We start from the raw sequence: 22,472 nt of genomic DNA, 5'->3' as shown, positions 1-22,472 counted from the left end.
GTGGTGTTCAGGGGGCGACGGCACGGAACGCGAGCACCGCGTTGCTGCCGCCAAAGGCGAAGGAATTGGAGAGCGCGGCACGGACTGTCTGCCGGCGCGCGACGACCAGGTGATCGACGCCGGCGCAGGCCGGATCGGGCGTGTCGAGATGGGCGGTTGGCGGCAGCACCTGTTCGCGCAGGGCGAGCACCGTGGCAATGGCTTCGATCGCCGCGGCGGCACCGAGCAGGTGGCCGTGCATCGACTTCGTGGCGCTGACCGGCAATTGCCCGGCCCGTTCGCCGAAGACCATCTTCAGGGCAGCGATTTCGACCGGGTCGCCCTCGGCCGTCGCGGTCCCGTGGGCGTTGATGTAATCGATGTCGTCGGCGTCCAGGCCGGCATCGGCCAGCGTGTCGCGGAGCGCCCGGACCTGGCCGGCGGCTTCCGGCTTGACCAGATGGCTGTGATCGCAACTGGTGCCGTAACCGACGATTTCGCCGTGGATGCGGGCGCCGCGCGCACACGCATGCTCCCAGTCCTCGAGGACCAGCGCCGCCCCACCCTCGCCCAGCACCAGGCCACGGCGGTCGGCGGCAAACGGCCGGCAGGCGTACGGCGAGGTGTCGGCATCGCCGGGTGCCATGACGCGCAGGGCTTCCCAGGCACGGGCGACGCCGTAGGCCTGCGGCACATCGGAACCGCCGGTTAGCATCACCGTCGCTTCGCCGGAACGGACACGGCGGAAGGCTTCGCCGATGGCGACGGCGGACGACGCGCAGGCCACGGTATGACTCATGCTGACGCCGCCGAGGCCGAGCTGGATGGAAATGTGGGCGTTCGCCGCATTGTTCATGCCGAGTACGACGGCCAGCGGCGACAGGCGTTCACGCCCCTTCTGCCAGAGTTCGCGATAGCCTTTTTCATAGGCCAGCGTGCCGCCCAGTGCCGTGCCCCAGGCGCAGCCCCAGGTGTCGCGTCTGGCACCATCGTTGCCGCGCGCCAGACCGGCGTCGTCCCAGGCGGCAAAGGCGGCGGCCATGCCGAGCTGGGCGAAGCGGTCCATCATCGAGGCCAGCGGCTTGCCGAGTACGGCATCCGGGTCGAAGCCGGGACAACTGACGAAGGGCATCGACAGCGGCCGCGGGACATCGTCGGTCAGCAGGTAGCGCACGGCCGATTCGCCGGCGCACAGGCGGCTGAAGAAATCGGCGAGGTCGCCACCGTAGGGACTGACCAGCCCGAGGCCAGTAATCGCCACCCGCCGCCGGTTCATGTTCAGGACTTCTGTTCGGCGATCAGACCGTCCATCAGCGTGACCAGCTCGCCGACGGTTTTCGGGGTCTTCAGATCGGAGGAAAGCTTGATGCCGAAACGGTCCTCGAACTCGAACATCAGTTCGAGCATCATCAGCGAGTCAACGCCGAGTTCGCCCAGCAACGCTGCCGGAACGACGCGTTCCGGTGCGACGCCGAGGCGGTCCTCAAGAAATTCGCGAATCAGGCCAATGCAATCCATAGGCGCGGATTTTAGCCGAAAGGTCATGTTTTCCAAAGATTTGTCCCCGGGTTCGTTGCATGACGGACGTCTGCCCCGGATTTGGTACCATGCGACAGCCCGACTTCATTGATCCCATGCGCCATTACCTCCCCGAGTTCTCCAGCAGCCAGCCCTGGCATCGACAGATTGTCGATCGGGTTGTCCTGCTCTGGCCACTCAAGGCGGTTGGGACGATGATCTTCATGGCCTTGTTTTTCTGGGGTTATTTCGCGGTTCTGAACAATCCTCTGTTCGCTGCCGTGACCATGCCGGCGACCTTCGTCGATGCCTGGATTCCCTTCTCGACGGCAGCCTTTCCGGCGTATGTCTCGCTATGGGTCTATGTATCCCTGCCCCCGGCATTGATCGGCAGCCTGCCCTCGCTGTTGCGTTTCGGCGTGTGGATTGCGGCCCTGTGCCTGTTCTGCCTGGGGATCTTCTGGTTGCTGCCGACGGCGGTGCCGATGGCCGACATCGACTGGACGTTGCACCCGGAAATGGCGGTGATCAAGGGCCTCGATGCCGCCGGCAATGCCTGTCCGTCGCTGCATGTTGCCTCGGCCGTGTTCTCCGCTTTCTGGCTGCAGCGGCTGTTTCGCAACATCGACGCGCCACGCTGGCTGCGTGGCATCAGTGCCGTCCATTGTCTGGTGATCCTGTGGTCCACCATCGCCACCCGGCAGCATGTCGTGCTCGATGTCGTTGCCGGCGTTGCCGTCGGGGTGCTGTTCGCCTGGCTGTCACTGCGCCAGGTCGAACGGGCTGGCGATACGATCTAGCTGCTGGCGCGGTTCAGGCTGGCGAGGAATTTTTCGCCATCCTGGAAGCCGACGACGCGCACGCCGCTGATTTCCTCGCCGGCCGGGCTGAAGAAGATGATTCCCGGCGGGCCGTAGAGGCCGAAGCGGGCGAGCAGCGCCTTGTCGTCGGCGGTATTGCCGGTGACGTCGGCCTTGAGCAGGATGAAACCGGACATCTTGGCGCGCACCGCCGGGTCGGTGAAGGTGAATTTCTCCATTTCCTTGCACGAGACGCACCAGTCGGCGTAGAAATCGAGCATCACCGGGCGGTCGACCGCAGCCAGCCGGGCGTCGAGTTCGGCGACCGAGCGTACCGGCTCGAACGGCAGCTTCTGCGTCTCGGCGGCGAGCGCGCCGCCGCGCAGGCCGGCCAGCGGTTGCAGCGGGTCGCGGCCACCGGCCAGCGCGCCGATCAGCAGCGCGGCACCGGTCAGCAGCATGACGATGCCGATGCCCTTCCAGAAACGTTGCCAGTTCTTCGCATGCGGCGGCAGCGGGTCGAGCGCGTGCAGGTAGATCGCCGGGACGATGAACAGCAGTGCCCAGCCGACCATGCTGACGGCCGCCGGAATCACTGGCGACAGCAGCCACAGCGCGGTGGCCAGCAGCAGCACGCCAAAGGTTTTCTTGACCCCTTCCATCCACGGACCGGTCTTTGGCAGCAGCGTACCGCCGGCGACACCGACGGCGATCAGCGGCGCGCCCATGCCCAGCGCCATGACGAACAGCGCCGTGCCGCCGAGTAGTGCATCGCCGGTCTGGCCGATGTACAGCAGCGCGCCGGCCAGCGGCGCCGCGACGCAGGGGCCGACAATCAGCGCCGACAGCGCGCCCATCAGGAAGACCGAAATACCGCGTCCACCCTGCAGGTGACCGGATTCTTCCGACAGCTTGCTCTGCAGCGATGTCGGCAATTGCAACTCATAAAAGCCGAACATCGACAGCGACAGCACGACGAAAACCAGCGCGAAGCCAGTCAATACCCAGACATTCTGCAGGGCGGCGGTGAGCAGGGTGCCGGACAGGCCGGCGGCGACGCCGACGGCGGCATAGGTGATGGCCATGCCGAGGACGTAGGCCAGGCTCAGCGCCAGCGCCCGCCCCCGCGTTGCCTGCTCGCCCTGGCCGGCGATGATGCCGGACAGGATGGGAATCATCGGGAAGACGCAGGGTGTCAGCGACAGGCCAAGACCGGCCAGGAAAAAGACGCCGAGGATGGTCCAGAAGCCTGCATCCTTCAGCGTCTGCGTGATCAGGCCGCTCTCGTCGCCGGTTGACGGGGCTGCCGACACCGGCGGCGCCTTGGGCGTGCTCGCCGGATCGGGCAGGACGACGGCGACGGTCTGGGTCTGCGGCGGATAGCAGACGCCGGCGTCTGCACAACCCTGGGAAATGACGTCAAGGCGCAGCGGCAACTCGCCGGAACTGCTGCGCTCGACCGGTACGCGGAATGTCACTTCCTTGTAGAAGACCTCGACCAGACCGAAATTCTCGTCGTTCTTTTCCTTGCCTTTGGGCACCTGCAGCGGGCCGACGACGATGCTGTCGTCGACCGGATGAACGCGGAACTTGTCGCCGTACAGGTAGTAGTCTTTGGCGATTTCGTAGCGGATCTCGACCGTCTCGCCATCGAGCGCGCGGGCGCTCGGCTTGAAGGCGACGGCCGGGTCGAGGAATTCCTGGGCGTGGACCAGCGAGCTCAGGAAGGCGAAGAGGAGAAATAGGGTGCGCATGATCATTGGAGCGTTTCCGCGGCCAGCCAGTTCAGATACGCCGGCAGGCCGTGCGTGATGGGCAGGGCGATGATTTCGGGGAGGTCGTAGGGATGCAGTTCGGCGATGCGTTTTTCCAGCGCCGGGTAGTTTTCTGCGGTCGACTTGATCAGCAGCGGAATTTCCGACGCCGACTCGACGGCACCCTGCCAGCGGTAGATCGATTGCACGCGCGGCAACAGGTTGACGCAGGCGGCCAGTTTTTCCTCGACGAGGGCGAGCGCGATGGCGTTGGCCGTGGCTTCGTCGGGGCAGTTGGTGAGGATCAGCAGCGGATTCATCATTGAGCCTTATTTGAGCAGCCGGCGCCGGGTCAGACGCAAGGCAATGGTGAAGGCTATGGCGGTGGTCGCCAGCAGTGCCATGATGTGGATCAGGGCGTCGGCCGGCCACTGGCCGGCGAGCAGCGGCCGGATCAGCGCCACGCCCTGGGCCAGCGGCAGCCAGCCGCCGATCGCGGCGAGCCAGCCGGGCAGCTGGTCGGTCGGGAAGAAGACGCCGGAAATCAGCGTCATCGGCGTGATGAACAGCGTGAAGTAATACATGAAGAAATCGTAGGACGGCGCCAGCGCGTTCCAGATCAGCCCGAGCGCGGCGAAGGCCAGGCCGGTGAGGACGATCGCCGGCAGGATGAGCAGCGCGGTCGGGCCGTTGGTCAGGCCCATCGCGGTGATGACGATCAGGATCGCGCAGCCGGAGAAGAAGGATTTGGTCGCCGCCCAGAAGAGCTCGCCGGCGACGACATCGTTGAGGCCGAGCGGCGTGTTGAGGATGGCATCCCAGGTTTTCTGCACGTGCATGCGCGAGAACGACGAGTACAGCGCCTCGAAAGTTGCCGCATTCATCGTGGACGCGCAGATGGTGCCGGCGGCGAGGAAGGCGATGTAGGGCTGGCCGTCGATCTCCGGCAGCATCGCGCCCAGGCCGTAGCCGAGGCCGAGCATGTAGATCAGCGGGTCGGCCAGGTTGCCGAGGATGGACGGCAACGCGAGTTTTCGCCAGACGAGGAAGTTGCGCTGCCAGACAGGCAGGAAACCGAACAGATCGGGGCGGGTGACGGCGGGCGCAGCGGACATCGGAATAGTGGCAGCAAGGGTGACCCGTCATTCTAGAGCCTGCAGCGCCGCGTGCGGTGACAGTGTGTAAGTGCCCGGCTCACCGGCCGGTGCCCGGCGAAGCTGGCAAAATGGCGGCATGACGCCGCCCGCCATCATCCTGAGCACCCTCAACGCCAAGTACATCCATGCCGCGCTCGGCCTGCGCTACCTGCTCGCCAACCTGGCCCGCCACGGTGGCGCCGACTTGCGGGCGACCTGCGTGCTGCGCGAATTCACCATCAAGCGGCCGGTCGATGAAATCGTCGCCGCCCTGCTCTCTGAACTTGGTGAACCGGGCATGACAGCGCAGATCATCGGTTTCGGGGTGTACATCTGGAACGTGCGGCAGACTACCGAAGTGGTCCGCCAGCTGAAGGCGGCGCGCCCGGCGCTGAAGATCATTCTCGGCGGCCCGGAAGTCAGTCACGAATGGGAGGGTCAGGAAATCGTCCGCCTCGCCGACCACCTGATCACCGGCTGGGCCGACGTCAGCTTTGCCCGACTGTGCCGTGCCCTGCTCCACGGCCCGCAACCGCTGATGAAAGTGATCCCCGGCGAACAGCCGCCGCTCGACCAGATCGACCTGCCCTACGCCGAATACAGCGCCGACGACCTTGCCCATCGCCTGCTCTACGTCGAAGCCTCGCGCGGCTGCCCGTTCAAATGCGAATTCTGCCTCAGCGCCCTCGACCAGACCGCCTGGGCCTTCGAGCAGCCGCGTTTTTTCGCCGCACTGGCGGATCTGCATGCACGCGGTGCGCGTCACTTCAAGTTCGTCGACCGCACGTTCAACCTGAAAATCGACAACTCGCTGGCCATCCTGCAATTCTTCCTCGACCGGCTGACGCCCGATCTCTTCCTGCATTTCGAGGTCATCCCCGACCACTTGCCGGAACGCCTCAAGGCGATGATCGCCCGCTTCCCGCCCGGCGTGCTGCAACTCGAAGTCGGCATCCAGACCTTTGACCCGGTCGTCCAGCAACGCATCTCGCGCCGCCAGGACAATGACAAAACCTGCGCCAACCTCGACTGGCTGCTCAGGCACAGCCACGCCCATCTGCACACCGATCTCATCTTCGGCCTGCCCGGTGAAACCCTGGCCGGCTTTGCCGCCGGCTTCGACCGCCTGTACGCGCTGCACGCCCACGAAATCCAGCTCGGCCTGCTCAAGCGCCTGCGCGGCACACCGATCGCCCGGCACAGCGCCGAACACGGCATGATCTACGACCCCGAACCGCCATACACCGTGCAGCAAACCGCCGCCGTCCCGGCTGCCGACATCCAGCGCTTCACCCGCCTGGCGCGCTACTGGGACCTGCTCGCCAATTCCGGCCGCTTCCCGCAAACCCTGCCCCTGCTACTAAGTGCCACCTCCCCCTTCGCCACCCTCCTCGCCTTCAGCGACTGGCTATGGCAAACCACCGCCAGCACCACCCGCCTGACCCCGGAAACGCTGGTCGACCGCTTGTTCGATTACCTGACGCAAGTGATCGGACTGGACCCCGCGCAAGTCCGCCAGCACCTGCTGAGCGACTACCAGTCCAGCGGTGCCCGCGCCAATCCCGCGTGCCTGCAGGGCTTGCTCAAGGACCGACCGAAGCCGGTGGCGCGCGATGGCAAAGGCCTGGTGCACCGGCAGGAACGGCATGGAGGTTTGGGGTAAGCGTCGCCCCGCCCCTCAGTCCCTTAATTCCCGTCCCGTCAGCTTGATGAACACGTCTTCCAGGTTGGAAGCACGATGGACGTAGCGCAGGCCGTCGGCGTCGGCCAGGGCGGTGAGCAGCGGCTGGGGATCGCGGCAGTAGAAGAAGGCGGTTTCGCCGCTTTGTTCGACGCGGTCGGCCAGGTGGCGGTGGTTTTCGGTGAAATCGGGTAGTTGACCGCAGGATTCGTCAAAGACCTCGATCACCTGCGGTTCGATGTGCGTGGCGATCAGTTCGCGTGGGCTGCCTTCGGCGATTTTGCGGCCGTGATCGATGACGATCAGGCGGTCGCACAGACGCTCGGCTTCGTCCATGAAATGCGTCGTCAGGATCAGCGTCTTGCCGGCCGATTTCAGCTTCTTCAGGCGTTCCCAGATCAGGTGGCGGGCCTGCGGGTCGAGGCCGGTGGTCGGTTCGTCGAGGAAGATGATGTCGGGGTTGGCGACCAGTGCGCGGGCCAGCGTCAGCCGCCGTTTCATGCCGCCGGACAGCGTCGCGATCCTGGCGTCGGCCTTGCCGGCGAGGCTGGCGAATTCGAGCAATTGCGGGATGCGTGGCCGGATGTCGGCGTCCTTCAGCCCGAAATAGCGGCCGAAGACGAGCAGGTTTTCGGCGCAGGTGAAGTCCGGGTCAAGGTTGTCGAATTGCGGTACGACGCCGACCTTGGCCCGTGCTGCCTGCGCGTCGGCGGGGATGACGTGGCCGCCGAGCGTGATGCTGCCGCTGGCTGGCGCGGTCAGGCCGAGGCACAGGCGCAGCGTCGTCGTCTTGCCGGCACCATTGGGGCCGAGCAGGCCGAAGCAGGTGCCGGGTTCGACGGTGAACGACAAGCCGGCGACGACTTCAGTGTCGCCGTAGGTCTTGTGCAGGCCGGAAACGTCTAGTGCCGCCATGCGCGGGTCACGATGTCGCGGATCAGGTGCAGGCGACGGTGGAAGAAATGGTCGGCACCGGGGACGACGACGACCGGCAGGTCGTTCGGCTGCGCCCAGGCCAGCACGTTGGCCAGCGGCACCGTTTCGTCGTTTGAGCCGTGGATGACGATGGTGTCGTGCGGCACGGCTTCGGTGTCGTACTGGCGCGTGCCTTCGACGAAGCCGGCGGCGGTGCCGACCAGCACCAGGCGCTGGGCCGGATGGCCGGCTTCTTCCAGTCGCTTGCCGACGCGCGTCTGGCAATAGGCGCCGAAGGAGAAGCCGGCGAGCGCGACCGGGATTTCGCCGCAGCGCAAGGTGGCTTCGTGCAGCACGGCGAGCAGGTCGTCGGTTTCACCAATGCCTTCGTCGTGCACGCCTTCGGTGCCGCCGACGCCACGGAAGTTCGGGCGGAAGGCGGCGTAGCCGAGGCTGACGAAGGTGCGCGCCAGCGTGTAGGCGACCTTGTTGGTATTGGCGCCGCCACCGATCGGGTGCGGATGGGCGATCAGCGCGATGCCGCGCGGCGCATCCGGGCGTTCCATGATGACTTCGATGTTGCCGGCCGGGCCGGCGACGTTGATCTTTTCTTCCGTGACTTTCATATTTTCAGCCGTTCGACGACATGTCCGTTGATCAGATGTTGCTGGATGATTTCTTCGACATCCTCATTATCGACGAAGCCGTACCAGGTCTCTTCGGGATAGACGACCATCACCGGCCCGTTGTCGCAGCGGCCGAGACAGCCAGCCTTGTTGATGCGCACCGCGCCGGCGCCGTTCTTCTTCAGCGCACCGATGCGGTCCTTGGCGTAGGCGAAGGCATCGCTGCCACCGACGTTGTTGCAGCAAGCCTCGCCGCCTTCGCGCTGGTTGGTGCAGATGAATACGTGGTGCTGGAAATAGCTCATTGTTGATCTCCGTTGTAGCCAGCCATTATAGGCGGCGCCGTTTCACGTGGAACGTGGCTGCGGTCCGCGCAGGGTCAGCAGCAGGAATGGCAGGGCCAGGAAGGGCCACAGGCTGGCGACCAGGCGGGTTAGACCGTTGAAATTGAGAAAGTGCCCCTGGCGCCAGGCCGCCAGTGCGGCTTCGGAATACGGATTGGGTGGTGCGAGGTTGACCAGCACGGTGCCGGCGAGCAGAGCCAGTGCCGCCAGCAGCAGGCCGGCGCGAGTTGGCAGCCACAGCGTCAGGGCCAGTACCGCTGCCGCTGCCAGCAACCCTTGCCGAGCGCCCGGCGTCAGCCAGGCCATGGCTTCACCGGGGCCGACCAGCACCGCTGCTCCGAGCATCCGGATGGCCAGGCCGCCGATCAGGAACAGCGGTACCAGCAGGTAGGCGACCCAGGTCCTGGCCAGCAACTGGCCGAGGATCAGGCCGACGGCAACCGCGTTGCAGGCGGTGATGCCGGCTTCGATCAGCGCATAGCGATCGACGGAAAACGGAATGGCCGGGGTGAAACCCAGCAGCTGACGCAAGTCGCCGGCACCGAACAGCAGGATCTCCGGCGACAGCGGCACGATCAGCCACAGGCCGAGCAGCGTCAGGCCCAGTTCGCCGTGGGCCACCGGCGCCAGCAGGCGGTGCGCCAGTGCTTCCAGGCGAGCGAACACGCGCGGGCCGACGATATGCGCCCACACGGCACCGATCAGCCCGCCCAGTGTGTTGCACGCAAGATCGAGATTCGACGGGATGCGGCTGGGCAGCCAGTTCTGCAATGTCTCCAGCCCGAGGCTGAGTGTGCCGCCGAGCAGCACTGCCAGGCAGGCTGCGGTAAAGCGGCCGGGCAGGCGCAGCAGCGCCAGCGCGAGAAAGAAGCCGAGCGGGACGTAGACCGCAACATTGGTGACCAGATCGAAGACCGTCCAGTAGCGCGGCCACGCACTTTCAAGGAAGGCCCAGGGAGAGACGCCGGAATCGCGCCAGCCGGAGAACGGGTGCAGGCTCCCATAAACGATCAGCCCGCACCAGGCGAGCGCCAGGTAGCGGGCAAAAACGACGGGACGCTTGCCATGTTGGGACATGCCCCGATTTTATGGCCTGTTGGCGCTGGCGTCAGCCTTTAGTGCTTTTTGATTGTGTTCGCCGGACGCAGGTAGCCGCCGATCAGCATGCCGGTGAAGCTGGCGGCCAGGCCGTACAGTTGCGGGCCGATATCGCCTTCGGGCACGAACAGTTCGAGGAACAGCCAGGTGCCGATGCCGAAAATGATTGCCAGGCCGGCGCCGAGATTGTTCGCCCGCTTCCAGAAGAGGCCGGCAGCCAGCGGGATGAAGGCGCCAGAGAGGGTGACCCGGTAGGCGTTTTCGACCATGGCGTGAATGGTCGCATTGGTCGATATGGCATAGATCGCGACGATGCAGGTGAACACCACGACGGCGCCGCGGGTGGCGAGCAGCAGCTGGCGATCGGTCATGTCGCGGTAGTGGCCGCGCAGGATGTTCTCCGAGAAGGTGACCGCCGGTGCCAGCAGGGTGCCGGAAGCGGTACTCATGATCACCGACAGCAGTGCGCCGAAGAAAATGACCTGGGCACCGAAGGGCATGTAATTGACGATCAGTTGCGGCAGGATCAGTTGCGAATCCTCGGCCATGAAACGTTCGACCATCGCCGGGTCGATCAGCGTTGCCGAATAGGCAAGGAACAGCGGCACGGCGGCGAAGAAGAAATAGGACAGACCACCGATGGTGGTGCCCCAGACGGCGACCCATTCGTTCTTCGAAGCATTGACCCGCTGGAAAACGTCCTGCTGCGGGATCGAGCCGAGCGCCATGGTCAGCAATGCGGCAATCCAGGACAGGATGTCGAGCAGGTCGGCAGTCGGCAGGAAATTCAGCTTGCCGTCGGCGGCAGCTTTGCCGACCACGGTGGTAAAGCCGCCGGCCATGTCGCCGGCCAGCCAGGTGACGTAGAGCAGGCCGAGGACGATGACGATCATCTGGACGAAGGTGGTCATCGCCACCGACCACATGCCGCCGAACAGTGTGTACAGCAGGACGACACCGGCGCCGATGAGGATGCCGTGGTTGAGCGCGACGGCACCGTCGGAGAGGACATTGAAGACCAGGCCAAGGGCGGCCATTTGGGCACCGACCCAGCCGAGATAGGAAATGATGATGGCTGTCGACAGGGCAATCTCGGTCTGGCGGTTGTAGCGGACGCGGAAGAAATCGCCGAGTGTCAGCAGGTTGAGGCGGTACAGGGGACGGGCAAAGATCAGCCCGAACAGCACCAGGCAGATCGACGCACCAAGCGGGTCCGATATCAGTCCGCGAAAACCTTCGTCAATGAAGGTGGCCGAGATGCCGAGCACGGTTTCCGCGCCGAACCAGGTGGCGAAGACCATCGCCAGCACGATGGGAAAAGGCAGATTGCGGCCGGCGACGATGTAGTCGCGGGCGCTGTGGACCCGGGTCGCGGCGTAAAGGCCGATGCCGATGGAAATAACGAGATAGATGACGACGAACCAGATCAGCATGGTGTGGGGTCGACTACGGCAAGGGGTTGAAAACGCGGGGGATTATAAGGTTATTGCGGCTTTTCCGAAGGGAAAAAACGGGGCCTCGCTGCGAAATTTCACGGCGCTGCCATCGCCCGGATGGACAAAGGCAATTTCTGCCGCATGCAGCAGCAGTCGTGGTGCCCGGTCGACGGCTGCGCCGGCGTAGAGTTCATCGCCGAGTATCGGATGGCCGAGCGCCGCCATATGCACGCGCAACTGATGCGAGCGCCCGGTGATCGGCTCCAGTTCGACGATCGTCAGGTTGTTGCCGGGCTGGCGTTCGATGACGCGGAACAGCGTTTGCGAAGGCTTGCCGATGGTGTGGTCAACCATCTGCCGCGGGCGGTTCGGCCAGTCGCAGATCAGCGGCAGGTCGACCTCGCCGGAATCTGCTGCCAGCAGCCCGTCGACCGCAGCAAGATAGCGCTTGCTCACCGCGCGCTCGCGAAACAGGCGGTACATCTCGCGCTGCATCGCTTCGCCGCGGGCAACGATGAGCAGGCCGGAAGTGGACATGTCGAGACGGTGGGCGGCCAGGGCTTCCGGGTAGTCCCGCTGGACGCGCGAGATCAGGCAATCCTGCTTGTCCTCGCCGCGCCCGGGTACCGACAGCAGGCCGGAAGGCTTGTCGACAACCAGCAGATGGGCGTCGACGTGAATCACCCGTACCGGGTCGGCCGGCGGCAGATAGGCGCTCATCTCAGTAGCGCGCGGGCAAGGTGCAGCGGGCGTCGCGGTAAGGGCCGCCGCTGTAGGTCCAGCCTTCGCCCGGCGGCGTCTGCATGCAGATGCGGGCGCCGTCGATCTTGCTCGCCCACCAGTGCCAGGAGGCCGGTCGGGCGTTGACCGTGCCAGTCAGCGCACACAGAAGCAGCAATGACAGGATGCGGTGGATGGGCTTGGTCATGATGAAAAATACTGTATAGTTGTACAGTATGTTTTGTTGTCGGTCGGGTCGGGCGCAAAGAATACACCTTGCGTCTCGGGATGTTCCATAGAATCCATGCTTGCCATTGGCATTTTTTCCCGGTGGTGAGGTCCGGCAGTCGATCGGTAATCCAGCAACAATGAACCAGCAATTTTTGTTCCATCCCTGGCCCCTGTGCCATAATCCGCTCAACGTTTCGAGGTAAGAACATGGACGACAACAAGGCAAAGGCGCTCGCCGCAGCGCTGCAACAGATCGAAAAGCAGTTCGGCAAGGGTTCCATCATGAAGATGGGCGATGCCGAAATCGACGAAGGCATTCAGGTCGTATCGACCGGCTCGCTCGGGCTGGACATCGCCCTCGGCGTCGGCGGCCTGCCGCGCGGCCGGGTGGTCGAAATCTACGGTCCGGAATCCTCGGGCAAGACGACGCTGTGTCTGCAGGTCATTGCCGAAATGCAGAAACTCGGCGGCGTCGCCGCTTTCATCGACGCCGAACATGCGCTCGATCCGCAATATGCACAGAAACTCGGGGTCAACGTCGGCGATCTGCTGATTTCCCAGCCGGATACCGGCGAACAGGCGCTGGAAATCTCCGACATGCTGGTGCGCTCCGGCTCGGTCGACATCATCGTCATCGACTCGGTCGCCGCCTTGACGCCGCGTGCCGAAATCGAAGGCGAGATGGGTGACCAGATGGTCGGCCTGCATGCCCGCCTGATGTCGCAGGCGCTGCGCAAGCTGACCGCCAACATCAAGAAGACCAATACGCTGGTCATCTTCATCAACCAGATCCGGATGAAGATCGGCGTCATGTTCGGTTCGCCGGAAACCACGACCGGCGGCAATGCACTGAAGTTCTACGCCTCGGTCCGCCTCGACATCCGTCGCATCGGCGGCATCAAGAAGGGCGACGAGGTGGTTGGTAGCGAAACCCGCGTCAAGGTCGTCAAGAACAAGGTATCACCGCCGTTCCGCGAAGCCATCTTCGACATCCTCTACGGCGAGGGCATTTCGCGTGAAGGCGAGATTGTCGAAATGGGCGTCGCCCACAAGCTGGTCGACAAGTCCGGCGCCTGGTATTCCTACAAGGGCGAGAAGATCGGCCAGGGCAAGGACAATTCCCGCGAGTTCCTCAAGGCTCATCCGGAAATCGCCCGGGAAATCGAGGCGCGCATCCGTGAAGCAGCCAGCACCACCGTCCTGAAACCGACGAAGGCCGCGGCCGCCGATGCCTGATCTGCGGGTTCGTGCCTTGCAATATCTGACCCGGCGGGATTACAGCCGGGCAGAATTGCTGGCCAAACTCGCAGCTCATGCCGAAACCGGGGAAGAGCTGGAGGCCGTGCTCGATACCCTGCAGGCCGAGCGCCTGCTGTCCGATCACCGCTATGCCAGCCAGCGCGTCGTGGCCCGGGCCGGTCGTTACGGCAACGGTCGTTTGCGTCAGGAACTGCGGCAAAAGGGGGTCAGCGACGAGGACATCGAAGCGGCCCTCCCGGACGGTGGCGACGAGGGGGAGCGTTGCCGGGCAATCTGGGCAAAAAAGTTTGGTCGACCGCCCCAGTCTGCAGAAGAGCGTGCGAAACAGAAGCGTTTCCTGCAATATCGCGGCTTTTCTGCCGAAGCCATCCGGCGCGCCATGCGCGGAGTCGATGAAGAATGAGCCAGACGATAGCCACCCTCTCTGCCCATAACCTGAAAAAGCGCTACAAGGCGCGGACTGTCGTTGAGGACGTTTCCTTCGAGGTCAAGTCCGGCGAAGTCGTCGGTCTGCTCGGCCCGAACGGTGCCGGCAAGACGACCTGCTTCTACATGATCGTCGGGCTGGTCGCGGCAGATGGCGGCGAAGTCTATATCGACGAGGAACGGCTGACCCACCAGGCGATGCATACCCGCGCCAGGCTGGGACTTTCCTACCTGCCGCAGGAGGCTTCGGTCTTTCGCAAGCTCAATGTCGAGGAAAACATCCTTGCCGTCCTCGAGTTGCAGAAGCTGCCACCGGCCGAACTCACCGAACGTCTGGAAAACCTGCTGGCTGAACTGCACATCGGCCACGTCCGTCACGTCAATGCGGCGGCGCTTTCCGGCGGTGAGCGGCGGCGGGTTGAAATCGCCCGTGCCCTGGCCACCAATCCACGCTTCATCCTGCTCGACGAGCCGTTTGCCGGGGTTGACCCGATCGCCGTGCTGGAAATCCAGAAAATCATCCGTTTCCTGAAAGAACGTGGCATCGGTGTGCTGATTACGGATCATAATGTTCGCGAGACCCTCGGTATCTGCGATCACGCGGTGATCATCAACGCCGGGCATGTCCTCTCCTCTGGACGGCCCGACGAAATCGTCGAAAATGAGAGCGTACGCAAGGTTTACCTTGGCGAACATTTCAGGCTCTGACCGGACCATGACCAGAATTTCTCGATGAAACCGGCACTTCAGCTCAAGCTTTCGCAGCACCTGGCACTGACGCCGCAACTGCAGCAATCGATCAAGCTGCTGCAGTTGTCGACCGTCGAGATGCAGCAGGAAATAGAGCGTTACCTGCTGGAAAATCCGATGCTGGAGCGCGATGACGACCAGCCAACGGAATCGTACGCAGCAGCGCAGCAGTTCGATTCGCCGGAGAAGTCGTCCAATGCCGACGCACCCCAGGCGGAAAGTCACGAGGACGTACAGGGCGAACCGCCGATGACGCCCAGTGATGTCGACGACGACCGCTGGTCCAGCGATGCCGGGACCTTCACCGGTGCCGGCCGCGACGAGGATGACGACAGCGATGCCCAGGACAGCCACGCGGCGACCATCAGCCTGCGCGAACACCTGACCTGGCAACTGGGGATGACCCAGATGTCGGATCGTGACCGCAGTCTGGTGCGCTTCCTGATCGAAGCGCTCAACGATGACGGCTATCTGTCGGCCCCGCTGGCGGAATTGTGGGAAACCCTGCCGCCGGAATACGAAATCGAGCTCGAAGAGCTGGATATCGCCCTGAACCATATCCAGAATTTCGATCCGATCGGGATCGGCGCGCGCGACTTGCGCGAGTGCCTGATGCTGCAACTGAAGGTTGCGGAGGATTGTGCCGAACGGACGCTGGCCATGACGATCGTGGACAAGCATCTGGAACTGCTGGCAGCCCGCGATTTCGCCAAGATTCGCCGCCTCACCGGCTGTGACGATGAAATCCTCCGCGGTGCCCATGAACTGATCACCAGCCTCGATCCACGGCCGGCCGCCGGTTATTCGCAGGTTGAAGCCCGTTACATCACGCCTGACGTGATCGTGAAGAAGCTCAAGGGCAAGTGGACGGCCTACATCAATCCCGATGCCTATCCGCGTCTGCGCATCAATCGGCTGTACGCCGAGATACTTTCCCGGCAGCGGCGCGGCAATGGCAACATGACCGGGCAACTGCAGGAAGCGCGCTGGCTGATCAAGAATGTCCAGCAGCGTTTCGAGACCATCCACCGCGTGACCCAGGCCATTGTCGACCGTCAGCGCCAGTTCTTCGAACATGGCGAAGTGGCGATGCGGCCACTGGTGTTGCGTGAGATTGCCGACCTCCTGGGTTTGCATGAATCGACCATATCGCGGGTGACCAGCCAGAAATACATGGCGACGCCGCGTGGTATCTTCGAGTTGAAATACTTCTTCGGCAGCCACGTATCCACCGACACCGGTGGCGCTTGTTCTGCCACGGCCATTCGTGCCCTGATCAAGCAATTGATTTCGGCGGAAGATGGCAAGAAGCCCTTGTCGGATAGCCAATTATCCGAAATACTAGGCCAGCAGGGAATTGTCGTTGCCCGACGCACGGTTGCGAAATACCGTGAATCGCTTAACATCCCGCCGGTCAATTTACGCAAGACCCTGTAGAGAGAGGAGAGAAAAATGAATCTGCAAATCAGTGGTCATCATATCGAAGTCACCCCGGCACTCCGTGAATACGTCGAGAACAAGCTCGATCCGGTCGTCCGCCATTTTGACAAGGTCACGGGCGTCAGCGTCGTGCTTTCCGTCGAGAAGCTGAAGCAGAAGGCTGAAGTTACCGTTCATGTGCCGGGCAAGGACATGCACGTTGAAGAAGCCGGTGATGATCTGTATGCCGCCATCGATACGATGTTTGACAAGCTCGACCGTCAGGTCCAGAAGTACAAGCAGAAGATGCAGGACCACCATCGTGGCGAAAAGCCGTCGTTGCAAGACGACGAATAAGCCCTGATCAACCGCACCCGATCGGGTGCGGTTTTTTTGCTTCACACCCTCCATGAACCCTCTAGACAATATTCTGACTGCCGATCAGGTCCTTCTCGATCTCGATGCGAGCAGCAAGAAGCGTGTTTTCGAACAAGCCGGGATGCTTTTTGAAGGCCGTCTCGGCATGTCCCGTTCACTTATTTTCGACAGCTTGTTTGCGCGTGAAAAGCTTGGTTCAACCGGTCTTGGCCAGGGTGTTGCCATCCCGCATGGCCGTATCAAGGGTCTCAAGCAGGCCGCTGGTGCGCTGATCCGGCTGGCGACGCCAATCCCTTTCGATTCTCCGGATGGCCGCCCAGTCACCTTGTTGTTCGTATTGCTCGTACCCGAGCAGGCGACCGAGGAGCATCTGCAGATCCTGTCCGAACTTGCCCAGCGCTTTTCTGATCGCGCCTTCCGTGAGGCCTTGCAGGCTGCAACGGATGCCGAGGCCGTGCTCGGCCTGTTCAAGAAACCCTGATCCGGCCCGTGCGCCACATCAGTCTGGACCAGCTGTACCAGGACAATCGCGAAAAGCTGTTGTTCAACTGGACAGTCGGGCATCGCGCCGACCGCCGCATCGAACTCAAGGCCGCCAGCAACTACGGGGCCGATGTCGTCGGCCACATCAACATCATCCATCCCGAACGTCTGCAGGTCATGGGCCAGGCCGAATACGACTGGGCCATGCGCATCGGCGAGCGGCGCTTCGGACAGTTGTTCATCGACCTGCTGTCGGCCCGTACGCCGGCAATGATCGTTGCCGATGGCCTGAAGCCGCCCGATTTCGTCGTCGATGCCTGCATGGCCGCCGATGTACCGTTGATCCTGTCACCGAAGCACTGCTCGGCGGTAATCGATCACCTGCGGATCTATCTTTCTGCCCGCTTGGCCGATACCGTCAGCCTGCATGGCGTGTTCATGGACGTACTTGGCATGGGCGTGCTGATTACCGGCGACTCCGGTGTCGGCAAATCAGAGCTTGCGCTGGAGCTGATTTCCCGTGGTCATGGGCTGGTTGCGGACGATGTCGTCGAAATGGCCCGCATTGCGCCAACGACTATTGAAGGCCGCTGCCCCGGCATGCTGCGTGATTTTCTCGAGGTGCGCGGTCTCGGTCTGCTCAACATCCGGACCATTTTTGGCGAAACGGCGTCGCGCCGCAAGATGAAACTGAAGCTGATCGTGCATCTGCAGCGGACACTGTCTTCCGAAGATGCGCCGCGTCTGCCACTTGATGCCCAGAGTCAGGAAGTCCTGGGGGTGCCGATACGCAAGGTGGTCATTCCGGTGGCTGCGGGGCGTAATCTGGCTGTGCTGCTCGAGGCGGCGGTGCGCAATACGATCCTTCAGTATCGGGGGATCGACAGCATGCAGGATTTCGTCGAGCGCCAGGCGCGCATGATGAGCGACGAGGACGTCTGAGCCCGGCTCCGCCGGCAGACTTCAGAGGTGTTCGAAGTCGACTCGCTCGGCGGCTGCATCGTTGGCCGAACTGCCGAAACAGATCGTGCCGCTGCCATCAAGCAGGGCTTCATGCTTGCGGACGAGGATTTCCTGGCGTCCCTGCATCGTCAGAAAACTCCCATTGGTGCTGGTGTCGATCAGGTAATAACCGTCAGAGCGCCGCTCGATTCGGGCATGCAGTCGAGACACCTTGCGGTTGTCTACCAGTACCTTGCACGATAGATCACGGCCCAGGCTGAGTACCGGGGTTTTCTCGTCAATCAGGAAGGCTTTGCCGCGATAGCGCAGGCAGAGTCTTTCGGAAATTTTGCCAGCGCTGAGTGGTCCGAACATCGAATGCTGAACCTGGCTGCTGCTGGTCTGGGCCGGCCAGTGGATCTGAAATACCGGGATTGCCGCTTCGCCTTCGTGGACATCGCCCAGTTCCGGACGTGGCAGTGTCTGCAGGACGGCGCTCCCCGGCAGGGCGTTGACGACCGCGGCACTGCACAGTATCTGGTCAGCACGGGCCAGGCCGGCAATGCGCATGGTGCTGGCGAGTTTCGCCGACTGGGGCGGCTGTCCGGCAGGACTGTCGCTGTCGTGCAGGGCGACGCGGATATTCAGTTTGTGTCCCGATACCGGCGGCAGGTCGGCGACGCGCTGATGCATGTCGATTGCCGAGTGGCAGGCATCTTCCGCGCAATTGAACAAGGCCAGCAATTCATCGCCGACGACTTGCAGCAGTGTGCCACGGTAGGCTTCGATGGTGCGGGTCATGCGCTTGATGCAACGGTCGACCGCCCGTTCCGCTTCCTGTTCGGTAAGGTGCTGATGCAGCGATGCACTGCCGGTGATGTCGGCGACCATGATGACAGGAATCGGTTGCGACGCGTTCATTGGCGGGGTCGGTTCGTTGGACGGCCGATTATATGATGAAGCGCAGACTTTGACATTATGCCGGCAGCTTGATCGGGATCGTGCCGCTGATCGGCATTTCCGGGGAATCGAAGGCAATGTCGCCCTCGTCCACCGGGGTGTCCAGCGTCAGGTTGCGGAAGTCGAAAAGACCGTTATCGCCGAGATGCGAGGGAACGACGTTCTGGATGGCGGTGAATACCGATTCGGTACGGCCGGGATAGCGCTTGTCCCAGTCGTGCATCATTTCCTTGATTTTCTGCCGCTGCAGGTTTTCCTGCGAACCGCACAGGTTGCACGGGATGATCGGGAAGTCCATGCCGCGGGCAAACTTGGCGATATCCGCTTCCGAACAATAGGCCAGCGGGCGGATGACCACGTGTGCCTTGTCGTCGGTAACCAGCTTCGGTGGCATGGCTTTCAGCTTGCCGCCGAACAGCATGTTCAGGAACAGCGTATGCACCATGTCGTCGCGATGGTGGCCGAGGGCGATCTTGTTGGCGCCGAGTTCCTTTGCCGTCCGGTAGATGATGCCGCGGCGCAGTCGCGAACATAGCGAGCAGGTGGTCTTGCCTTCGGGAATCTTGTCCTTCACCACGGAATACGTGTCCGCCTCGACAATGCGGTATTCGATGCCAATCGATTCGAAATAGGCCGGCAGGACGTCGGCGGGAAAACCGGGCTGCTTCTGGTCGAGGTTCATCGCGATCAGGCGGAACTTGACCGGTGCGCGCTGCTGCAGCGCCATCAGCATGGCCAGCAGCGTGTAGGAATCCTTGCCGCCGGAGCAGCAGACCAGGACGGTGTCGCCGTCCTCGATCATGTTGTATTCCATGATCGCCTTGCCGGTGCGGCCTTCGAGGAATTTGCGGAGTTTTTGCAGGTTGGACGAGACAGGGATATGCATGATCAGCGACATTTTCGTGAGATTGCTGCGGTCGACCGCAGGTCGCAAGTTTACACGCATCGTCCGGAAACGCGTGCCGGGCATTTAGAATGCTGGCTTTTGCCTGCCGATGAGCAACCTCCCCTCGCCCACTCCCGAAGCGCTGGCTCACAGCCAGCGCCTGCATGCCGACATCGCCCGGAAAATCGGCGAGGAAGGCGGCTGGATGTCGTTCGCCCGGTTCATGGAACTGCTGCTCTACGCGCCCGGACTTGGTTATTACGCCGCCGGAGCACGCAAGTTCGGCAGTGCGGGGGATTTCGTTACCGCACCGGAAATGACGCCGCTGTTCGGCCAGTCGCTGGCGCGCCAGGTGGCGCAGGTGATGGCGCTGTCGGCGCCGGCGGTGATCGAAGTTGGTGCCGGTTCCGGACGGCTCGCGGCCGATCTGCTGCTGGCGCTGGAAGCGCTGTCGGTGCTGCCCGAGCGTTACGCCATCCTCGACCTGTCCGCCGACCTGCGCGCCCGTCAGCGTGAAACGATTGCCGCTGCGGCGCCCCATCTCCTTGACCGCGTCGAATGGCTGGACTGCCTGCCGGAAAGCTTTGACGGTGTCGTTGTCGCCAACGAATTGCTTGATGCACTGCCCGCCCATCTCGTGCTGTGGACGGCGGATGGCATATGCGAACGTGGTGTTGCCGTGGACGACGCGGGCCGTTTCACGTGGAACGACCGCCCGGCCAGTGGCGCCCTGCTCGCGGCCGCTGACGAGATCGCCGATCAATGCCGGATCGAGTCGCCCTATCTCAGCGAAATTGCGCTGGCAGCCCGGGCGTGGGCGGCGGAATGGGGGCATCGCCTGCAACGTGGCGCGTTGTTGCTGATCGATTACGGTTTTCCGCGCCACGAGTTCTATCACCCGCAGCGCGATCAGGGCACGCTGATGTGCCACTACCGCCATCATTCGCATCCCGATCCCTTTTATCTGCCGGGTTTGCAGGATGTTACGGTCCACGTCGATTTCACGGCAATTATCGCCGCCGCCCACGCCAGCGGTCTGGATCTGCTCGGCTACACCAGTCAGGGACAGTTCCTGATGAACTGCGGCCTGCTCGATTGCCTGGCTAGGATTCCGCAGGCGACGCCGGATTATTTCCGGGCTTCGGCAGCCGCCGGCAAGTTGCTGATGCCGCACGAAATGGGTGAGTTGTTCAAGGTCATTGCCATTGGTCGCGGCATCAACGCACCCCTGCTCGGGTTTGCCAGTGGCGACCAGAGTCGCCGTTTGTAGGAAAGTGGACTACACTGAATGCGTGATCAAGCCATCAGGAGATGAGCGATGGACGTTTCAGGAATGGGCAGTCTCAGTTCTGCCATGACGCAGGAACAGACCGGTGCGGCTGCCGCCATGCTGGTGTTGAAGAAATCTATTGACCTTGAGGCAAGCAATGCCCAGCAACTGCTGCAGGCATTGCCGCAAGTTTCCAGCAACCCGCCCAATCTGGGCAACAGCGTCGATATCAAGGCGTAAGGCTTTCCAGCCAGGTTTCAATGATGGCCGCCGCGTGCGGCCATTCCTTTTCATGGGTGATGGCATGGCCCATGTTGCGCAGGATGTGGCACGGCTGACCGTAGGTGTGCGCGGTCGTCTGCACGAGGAATGCCGGAACCAGCATGTCCTTTTCGGCGCCGACGATCAGCATCGGCGGACGGCGCATGCAGTAGAGATTGGGCAGATTGAACATCGACATGTCCCAGATTGCCCGTTGCGACTCGTTCTGCATCTTTTCCAGCCACTCGGCGAGCATTGCCGGCTCGACTTCGCCGGCGAACAGCGCATCACGCAGCGTATCGGTATCGGTGTGATCGCCGGCCAGGATGCGGTTGATCTCCAGGTAGATCTGGGGTTTCTGCAGCAACAGGTGAAACTGTGCGGCGATCAGGCCCTGTGGCGGGACCGAGCAGAGCAGTGCCACAGCCCGCGCCGGATGCCGTTCCAGATATTTCTGGACGACGAAGCCGCCCATCGAATGGCCGAGCAGTACCGGATCGATGTTCAGCGTGTCGACGACCTGGCGCACGTCGTCGACGTAATCAGCCACCGACAGCCAGTCGATCTGCTGATGCCCCTTGCTGCCCCCGTGACCGCGCAGCGACAGCGCGTAACAGGGGTAACCGGCCGCCGCGAAATGCGGCATGAAGGTTTCTGTCCACATCCAGCCGCCAGCGAAGGCGCCGTGGATGAAAAGCAGCGGCGGTCGCTGGCTTTTGCCTTCGGGAAGGCAGGAAAATACTTCCAGGCCGTTGATGTCTTGTTTGGTGATCATGGGGTCAGGGGTTCTCGGCCGTGGTTAAATGCGTGCTTTCGCACATCTTGTCGGGTTGAATCGGATTCATGCTGAAGTGGATATTGACGCTGGTCATTGCGATCTTCCTGCTCGGGCTGGTGACGCCACATCTCGCCCGTTTCATCCGCTTCGGCAAGTTGCCTGGCGATGTGGCATTTCGCCTGCGCGGCCGGACCTACAGTTTCCCCTTCGCCAGCATCATCCTGCTTTCATTGCTGCTCTGGCTCATCAGCCGCCTCATTTAGCGCCTGCCGCACGGCCTTGATGCGTGCCTGGCGGATCCGTTCGGGGATCTTGCCGCGATCGACGCAATCGGCAGCGATTTTTCCCGCATCGACACTGTTGACCGCAGCAAGCACCTTGAGCATTCGCGCGGGGCTGTCGTAGCTGCGCATTTCCCAGC

27 protein-coding genes and 1 pseudogene are annotated in these 22,472 nt (G+C 62.8%); 12 read left to right on the top strand and 16 right to left on the bottom strand.

Annotation, left to right across the window (positions count from 1 at the left end):
* Positions 1-7: 7 nt before the first annotated feature.
* Both BJN45_RS00140 and BJN45_RS00135 read right to left on the bottom strand, forming a co-directional pair.
* Positions 8-1,255, bottom strand: coding sequence for a beta-ketoacyl-[acyl-carrier-protein] synthase family protein (locus BJN45_RS00140; protein WP_076090902.1), 1,248 nt, complete (start codon positions 1,253-1,255; stop codon positions 8-10).
* Between the two features lie 2 nt (positions 1,256-1,257).
* Positions 1,258-1,524, bottom strand: coding sequence for an acyl carrier protein (locus BJN45_RS00135; RefSeq protein ID WP_240494463.1), 267 nt, complete (start codon positions 1,522-1,524; stop codon positions 1,258-1,260).
* A gap of 62 nt (positions 1,525-1,586) precedes the next feature.
* On the opposite strand from BJN45_RS00135, the gene BJN45_RS00130 reads away from it, so the two are divergent.
* Complete coding sequence (locus tag BJN45_RS00130) at positions 1,587-2,297, top strand: phosphatase PAP2 family protein (RefSeq protein ID WP_083650798.1); 711 nt, start codon at positions 1,587-1,589, stop codon at positions 2,295-2,297.
* On the opposite strand, the gene dsbD is transcribed toward BJN45_RS00130, so the two are convergent.
* The 3 genes from dsbD to BJN45_RS00115 are packed head-to-tail and all read right to left on the bottom strand — an operon-like array spanning position 2,294 to position 5,166.
* The gene (gene dsbD / locus BJN45_RS00125; RefSeq protein ID WP_430793407.1) at positions 2,294-4,057 is read right to left on the bottom strand and encodes a protein-disulfide reductase DsbD; all 1,764 of its coding nucleotides are present in this window, start codon (positions 4,055-4,057) and stop codon (positions 2,294-2,296) included. The genes BJN45_RS00130 and dsbD overlap by 4 nt on opposite strands.
* Positions 4,054-4,371 carry a divalent-cation tolerance protein CutA gene (gene cutA / locus BJN45_RS00120; protein ID WP_083650800.1) on the bottom strand — a complete coding sequence of 106 codons (318 nt, stop codon included), beginning with the start codon at positions 4,369-4,371 and terminating at the stop codon, positions 4,054-4,056. Before cutA ends, dsbD begins: the two co-directional genes overlap by 4 nt.
* A gap of 9 nt (positions 4,372-4,380) precedes the next feature.
* Positions 4,381-5,166 carry an ABC transporter permease gene (locus BJN45_RS00115; RefSeq protein ID WP_076090896.1) on the bottom strand — a complete coding sequence of 262 codons (786 nt, stop codon included), beginning with the start codon at positions 5,164-5,166 and terminating at the stop codon, positions 4,381-4,383.
* Between the two features lie 118 nt (positions 5,167-5,284).
* Here BJN45_RS00115 and BJN45_RS00110 point away from each other — a divergent pair, with 118 nt between their 5' ends.
* A complete protein-coding gene (locus tag BJN45_RS00110) occupies positions 5,285-6,850 on the top strand; it encodes a B12-binding domain-containing radical SAM protein (protein ID WP_076090894.1) in 1,566 nt (521 codons plus the stop codon).
* Positions 6,851-6,865: 15 nt separating this feature from the next.
* Here the strand turns inward: BJN45_RS00110 and BJN45_RS00105 are convergent, their stop codons facing one another.
* The 7 genes from BJN45_RS00105 to BJN45_RS00075 are packed head-to-tail and all read right to left on the bottom strand — an operon-like array spanning position 6,866 to position 12,215.
* Complete coding sequence (locus tag BJN45_RS00105) at positions 6,866-7,783, bottom strand: ATP-binding cassette domain-containing protein (RefSeq protein ID WP_076090892.1); 918 nt, start codon at positions 7,781-7,783, stop codon at positions 6,866-6,868.
* Positions 7,771-8,409 (bottom strand): alpha/beta hydrolase, encoded by a 639-nt coding sequence (locus tag BJN45_RS00100; protein ID WP_076090890.1) that lies wholly within the window; start codon positions 8,407-8,409, stop codon positions 7,771-7,773. The genes BJN45_RS00105 and BJN45_RS00100 overlap by 13 nt, the downstream gene beginning before the upstream one ends.
* Positions 8,406-8,714 carry a (2Fe-2S) ferredoxin domain-containing protein gene (locus BJN45_RS00095; RefSeq protein WP_076090888.1) on the bottom strand — a complete coding sequence of 103 codons (309 nt, stop codon included), beginning with the start codon at positions 8,712-8,714 and terminating at the stop codon, positions 8,406-8,408. The genes BJN45_RS00100 and BJN45_RS00095 overlap by 4 nt, the downstream gene beginning before the upstream one ends.
* A gap of 42 nt (positions 8,715-8,756) precedes the next feature.
* Entirely contained in the window at positions 8,757-9,830 is a 1,074-nt protein-coding gene (locus BJN45_RS00090) for a VanZ family protein (RefSeq protein WP_076090886.1), read from the bottom strand.
* A 38-nt stretch (positions 9,831-9,868) separates the two neighbouring features.
* Positions 9,869-11,284, bottom strand: a complete 1,416-nt coding sequence (locus BJN45_RS00085; protein ID WP_076090884.1) for a sodium:solute symporter family protein — start codon at positions 11,282-11,284, stop codon at positions 9,869-9,871.
* Positions 11,285-11,326: 42 nt separating this feature from the next.
* Positions 11,327-12,007, bottom strand: a complete 681-nt coding sequence (locus BJN45_RS00080; protein ID WP_076090882.1) for a pseudouridine synthase — start codon at positions 12,005-12,007, stop codon at positions 11,327-11,329.
* 1 nt (position 12,008) lies between these two features.
* The gene (locus BJN45_RS00075; RefSeq protein WP_205750522.1) at positions 12,009-12,215 is read right to left on the bottom strand and encodes a hypothetical protein; all 207 of its coding nucleotides are present in this window, start codon (positions 12,213-12,215) and stop codon (positions 12,009-12,011) included.
* A gap of 230 nt (positions 12,216-12,445) precedes the next feature.
* On the opposite strand from BJN45_RS00075, the gene recA reads away from it, so the two are divergent.
* The 7 genes from recA to hprK are packed head-to-tail and all read left to right on the top strand — an operon-like array spanning position 12,446 to position 17,896.
* Positions 12,446-13,474 (top strand): recombinase RecA, encoded by a 1,029-nt coding sequence (recA, locus tag BJN45_RS00070; protein WP_076090880.1) that lies wholly within the window; start codon positions 12,446-12,448, stop codon positions 13,472-13,474.
* Positions 13,467-13,901 (top strand): recombination regulator RecX, encoded by a 435-nt coding sequence (gene recX, locus BJN45_RS00065; protein WP_076090878.1) that lies wholly within the window; start codon positions 13,467-13,469, stop codon positions 13,899-13,901. Before recA ends, recX begins: the two co-directional genes overlap by 8 nt.
* Complete coding sequence (lptB, locus tag BJN45_RS00060; protein WP_076090876.1) at positions 13,898-14,632, top strand: LPS export ABC transporter ATP-binding protein; 735 nt, start codon at positions 13,898-13,900, stop codon at positions 14,630-14,632. The genes recX and lptB overlap by 4 nt, the downstream gene beginning before the upstream one ends.
* A gap of 24 nt (positions 14,633-14,656) precedes the next feature.
* On the top strand, positions 14,657-16,111 hold the full coding sequence (locus BJN45_RS00055) for an RNA polymerase factor sigma-54 (protein WP_076090874.1): 1,455 nt from the start codon (positions 14,657-14,659) through the stop codon (positions 16,109-16,111).
* A gap of 15 nt (positions 16,112-16,126) precedes the next feature.
* Positions 16,127-16,450 carry a ribosome hibernation-promoting factor, HPF/YfiA family gene (hpf, locus tag BJN45_RS00050; protein ID WP_076090872.1) on the top strand — a complete coding sequence of 108 codons (324 nt, stop codon included), beginning with the start codon at positions 16,127-16,129 and terminating at the stop codon, positions 16,448-16,450.
* 52 nt (positions 16,451-16,502) lie between these two features.
* Complete coding sequence (gene ptsN, locus BJN45_RS00045; RefSeq protein ID WP_076090870.1) at positions 16,503-16,952, top strand: PTS IIA-like nitrogen regulatory protein PtsN; 450 nt, start codon at positions 16,503-16,505, stop codon at positions 16,950-16,952.
* Between the two features lie 8 nt (positions 16,953-16,960).
* The gene (gene hprK, locus BJN45_RS00040; protein ID WP_076090868.1) at positions 16,961-17,896 is read left to right on the top strand and encodes an HPr(Ser) kinase/phosphatase; all 936 of its coding nucleotides are present in this window, start codon (positions 16,961-16,963) and stop codon (positions 17,894-17,896) included.
* A gap of 21 nt (positions 17,897-17,917) precedes the next feature.
* Here the strand turns inward: hprK and BJN45_RS00035 are convergent, their stop codons facing one another.
* Together BJN45_RS00035 and ttcA are read right to left on the bottom strand one after the other, a co-directional pair.
* On the bottom strand, positions 17,918-18,817 hold the full coding sequence (locus BJN45_RS00035) for an adenylate/guanylate cyclase domain-containing protein (RefSeq protein ID WP_076090866.1): 900 nt from the start codon (positions 18,815-18,817) through the stop codon (positions 17,918-17,920).
* Positions 18,818-18,872: 55 nt separating this feature from the next.
* On the bottom strand, positions 18,873-19,742 hold the full coding sequence (gene ttcA, locus BJN45_RS00030; protein WP_240494462.1) for a tRNA 2-thiocytidine(32) synthetase TtcA: 870 nt from the start codon (positions 19,740-19,742) through the stop codon (positions 18,873-18,875).
* Between the two features lie 109 nt (positions 19,743-19,851).
* Between ttcA and BJN45_RS00025 the strand changes: the two genes are divergently transcribed.
* Both BJN45_RS00025 and BJN45_RS00020 read left to right on the top strand, forming a co-directional pair.
* On the top strand, positions 19,852-21,012 hold the full coding sequence (locus BJN45_RS00025; RefSeq protein ID WP_076090864.1) for a class I SAM-dependent methyltransferase: 1,161 nt from the start codon (positions 19,852-19,854) through the stop codon (positions 21,010-21,012).
* 48 nt (positions 21,013-21,060) lie between these two features.
* Positions 21,061-21,252 carry a YjfB family protein gene (locus tag BJN45_RS00020; RefSeq protein WP_076090862.1) on the top strand — a complete coding sequence of 64 codons (192 nt, stop codon included), beginning with the start codon at positions 21,061-21,063 and terminating at the stop codon, positions 21,250-21,252.
* On the opposite strand, the gene BJN45_RS00015 is transcribed toward BJN45_RS00020, so the two are convergent.
* Positions 21,242-22,048, bottom strand: coding sequence for an alpha/beta hydrolase (locus BJN45_RS00015; RefSeq protein WP_076090860.1), 807 nt, complete (start codon positions 22,046-22,048; stop codon positions 21,242-21,244). The two genes, BJN45_RS00020 and BJN45_RS00015, sit on opposite strands and share 11 nt — an antisense overlap.
* A 68-nt stretch (positions 22,049-22,116) precedes the next feature.
* On the opposite strand from BJN45_RS00015, the gene BJN45_RS00010 reads away from it, so the two are divergent.
* Positions 22,117-22,314 (top strand): DUF2905 domain-containing protein, encoded by a 198-nt coding sequence (locus BJN45_RS00010; protein WP_076090859.1) that lies wholly within the window; start codon positions 22,117-22,119, stop codon positions 22,312-22,314.
* Here BJN45_RS00010 and cca read toward each other — a convergent pair.
* Positions 22,279-22,472: pseudogene (gene cca, locus BJN45_RS00005) on the bottom strand (multifunctional CCA addition/repair protein); the annotation flags it as partial. The gene BJN45_RS00010 and the pseudogene cca overlap by 36 nt on opposite strands.

The sequence above is a fragment of the Azonexus hydrophilus genome, assembly GCF_001956855.1.
GTDB classification, from domain to species: domain Bacteria; phylum Pseudomonadota; class Gammaproteobacteria; order Burkholderiales; family Rhodocyclaceae; genus Azonexus; species Azonexus hydrophilus_A.
The sequence above is the reverse complement of the archived record's forward strand: the minus strand, read 5'-3'. Positions and strand labels throughout refer to the sequence as shown.

Bases quoted from the DNA above. Each gene is read 5' to 3' on its own strand.
- BJN45_RS00080 (WP_076090882.1), bottom strand. From the start codon at position 12,007: ATGAGCGCCTATCTGCCGCCGGCCGACCCGGTACGGGTGATTCACGTC.
- recA (WP_076090880.1), top strand. From the start codon at position 12,446: ATGGACGACAACAAGGCAAAGGCGCTCGCCGCAGCGCTGCAACAGATC.
- BJN45_RS00130 (WP_083650798.1), top strand. From the start codon at position 1,587: ATGCGACAGCCCGACTTCATTGATCCCATGCGCCATTACCTCCCCGAG.
- ttcA (WP_240494462.1), bottom strand. From the start codon at position 19,742: ATGCATATCCCTGTCTCGTCCAACCTGCAAAAACTCCGCAAATTCCTC.
- BJN45_RS00110 (WP_076090894.1), top strand. From the start codon at position 5,285: ATGACGCCGCCCGCCATCATCCTGAGCACCCTCAACGCCAAGTACATC.
- recX (WP_076090878.1), top strand. From the start codon at position 13,467: ATGCCTGATCTGCGGGTTCGTGCCTTGCAATATCTGACCCGGCGGGAT.
- BJN45_RS00075 (WP_205750522.1), bottom strand. From the start codon at position 12,215: ATGACCAAGCCCATCCACCGCATCCTGTCATTGCTGCTTCTGTGTGCG.
- BJN45_RS00115 (WP_076090896.1), bottom strand. From the start codon at position 5,166: ATGTCCGCTGCGCCCGCCGTCACCCGCCCCGATCTGTTCGGTTTCCTG.
- lptB (WP_076090876.1), top strand. From the start codon at position 13,898: ATGAGCCAGACGATAGCCACCCTCTCTGCCCATAACCTGAAAAAGCGC.
- BJN45_RS00085 (WP_076090884.1), bottom strand. From the start codon at position 11,284: ATGCTGATCTGGTTCGTCGTCATCTATCTCGTTATTTCCATCGGCATC.
- BJN45_RS00020 (WP_076090862.1), top strand. From the start codon at position 21,061: ATGGACGTTTCAGGAATGGGCAGTCTCAGTTCTGCCATGACGCAGGAA.
- BJN45_RS00105 (WP_076090892.1), bottom strand. From the start codon at position 7,783: ATGGCGGCACTAGACGTTTCCGGCCTGCACAAGACCTACGGCGACACT.
- BJN45_RS00025 (WP_076090864.1), top strand. From the start codon at position 19,852: ATGAGCAACCTCCCCTCGCCCACTCCCGAAGCGCTGGCTCACAGCCAG.
- BJN45_RS00010 (WP_076090859.1), top strand. From the start codon at position 22,117: ATGCTGAAGTGGATATTGACGCTGGTCATTGCGATCTTCCTGCTCGGG.
- BJN45_RS00015 (WP_076090860.1), bottom strand. From the start codon at position 22,048: ATGATCACCAAACAAGACATCAACGGCCTGGAAGTATTTTCCTGCCTT.
- hpf (WP_076090872.1), top strand. From the start codon at position 16,127: ATGAATCTGCAAATCAGTGGTCATCATATCGAAGTCACCCCGGCACTC.
- dsbD (WP_430793407.1), bottom strand. From the start codon at position 4,057: ATGATCATGCGCACCCTATTTCTCCTCTTCGCCTTCCTGAGCTCGCTG.
- BJN45_RS00100 (WP_076090890.1), bottom strand. From the start codon at position 8,409: ATGAAAGTCACGGAAGAAAAGATCAACGTCGCCGGCCCGGCCGGCAAC.
- ptsN (WP_076090870.1), top strand. From the start codon at position 16,503: ATGAACCCTCTAGACAATATTCTGACTGCCGATCAGGTCCTTCTCGAT.
- BJN45_RS00140 (WP_076090902.1), bottom strand. From the start codon at position 1,255: ATGAACCGGCGGCGGGTGGCGATTACTGGCCTCGGGCTGGTCAGTCCC.
- BJN45_RS00055 (WP_076090874.1), top strand. From the start codon at position 14,657: ATGAAACCGGCACTTCAGCTCAAGCTTTCGCAGCACCTGGCACTGACG.
- BJN45_RS00035 (WP_076090866.1), bottom strand. From the start codon at position 18,817: ATGAACGCGTCGCAACCGATTCCTGTCATCATGGTCGCCGACATCACC.
- BJN45_RS00135 (WP_240494463.1), bottom strand. From the start codon at position 1,524: ATGACCTTTCGGCTAAAATCCGCGCCTATGGATTGCATTGGCCTGATT.
- BJN45_RS00090 (WP_076090886.1), bottom strand. From the start codon at position 9,830: ATGTCCCAACATGGCAAGCGTCCCGTCGTTTTTGCCCGCTACCTGGCG.
- cutA (WP_083650800.1), bottom strand. From the start codon at position 4,371: ATGAATCCGCTGCTGATCCTCACCAACTGCCCCGACGAAGCCACGGCC.
- BJN45_RS00095 (WP_076090888.1), bottom strand. From the start codon at position 8,714: ATGAGCTATTTCCAGCACCACGTATTCATCTGCACCAACCAGCGCGAA.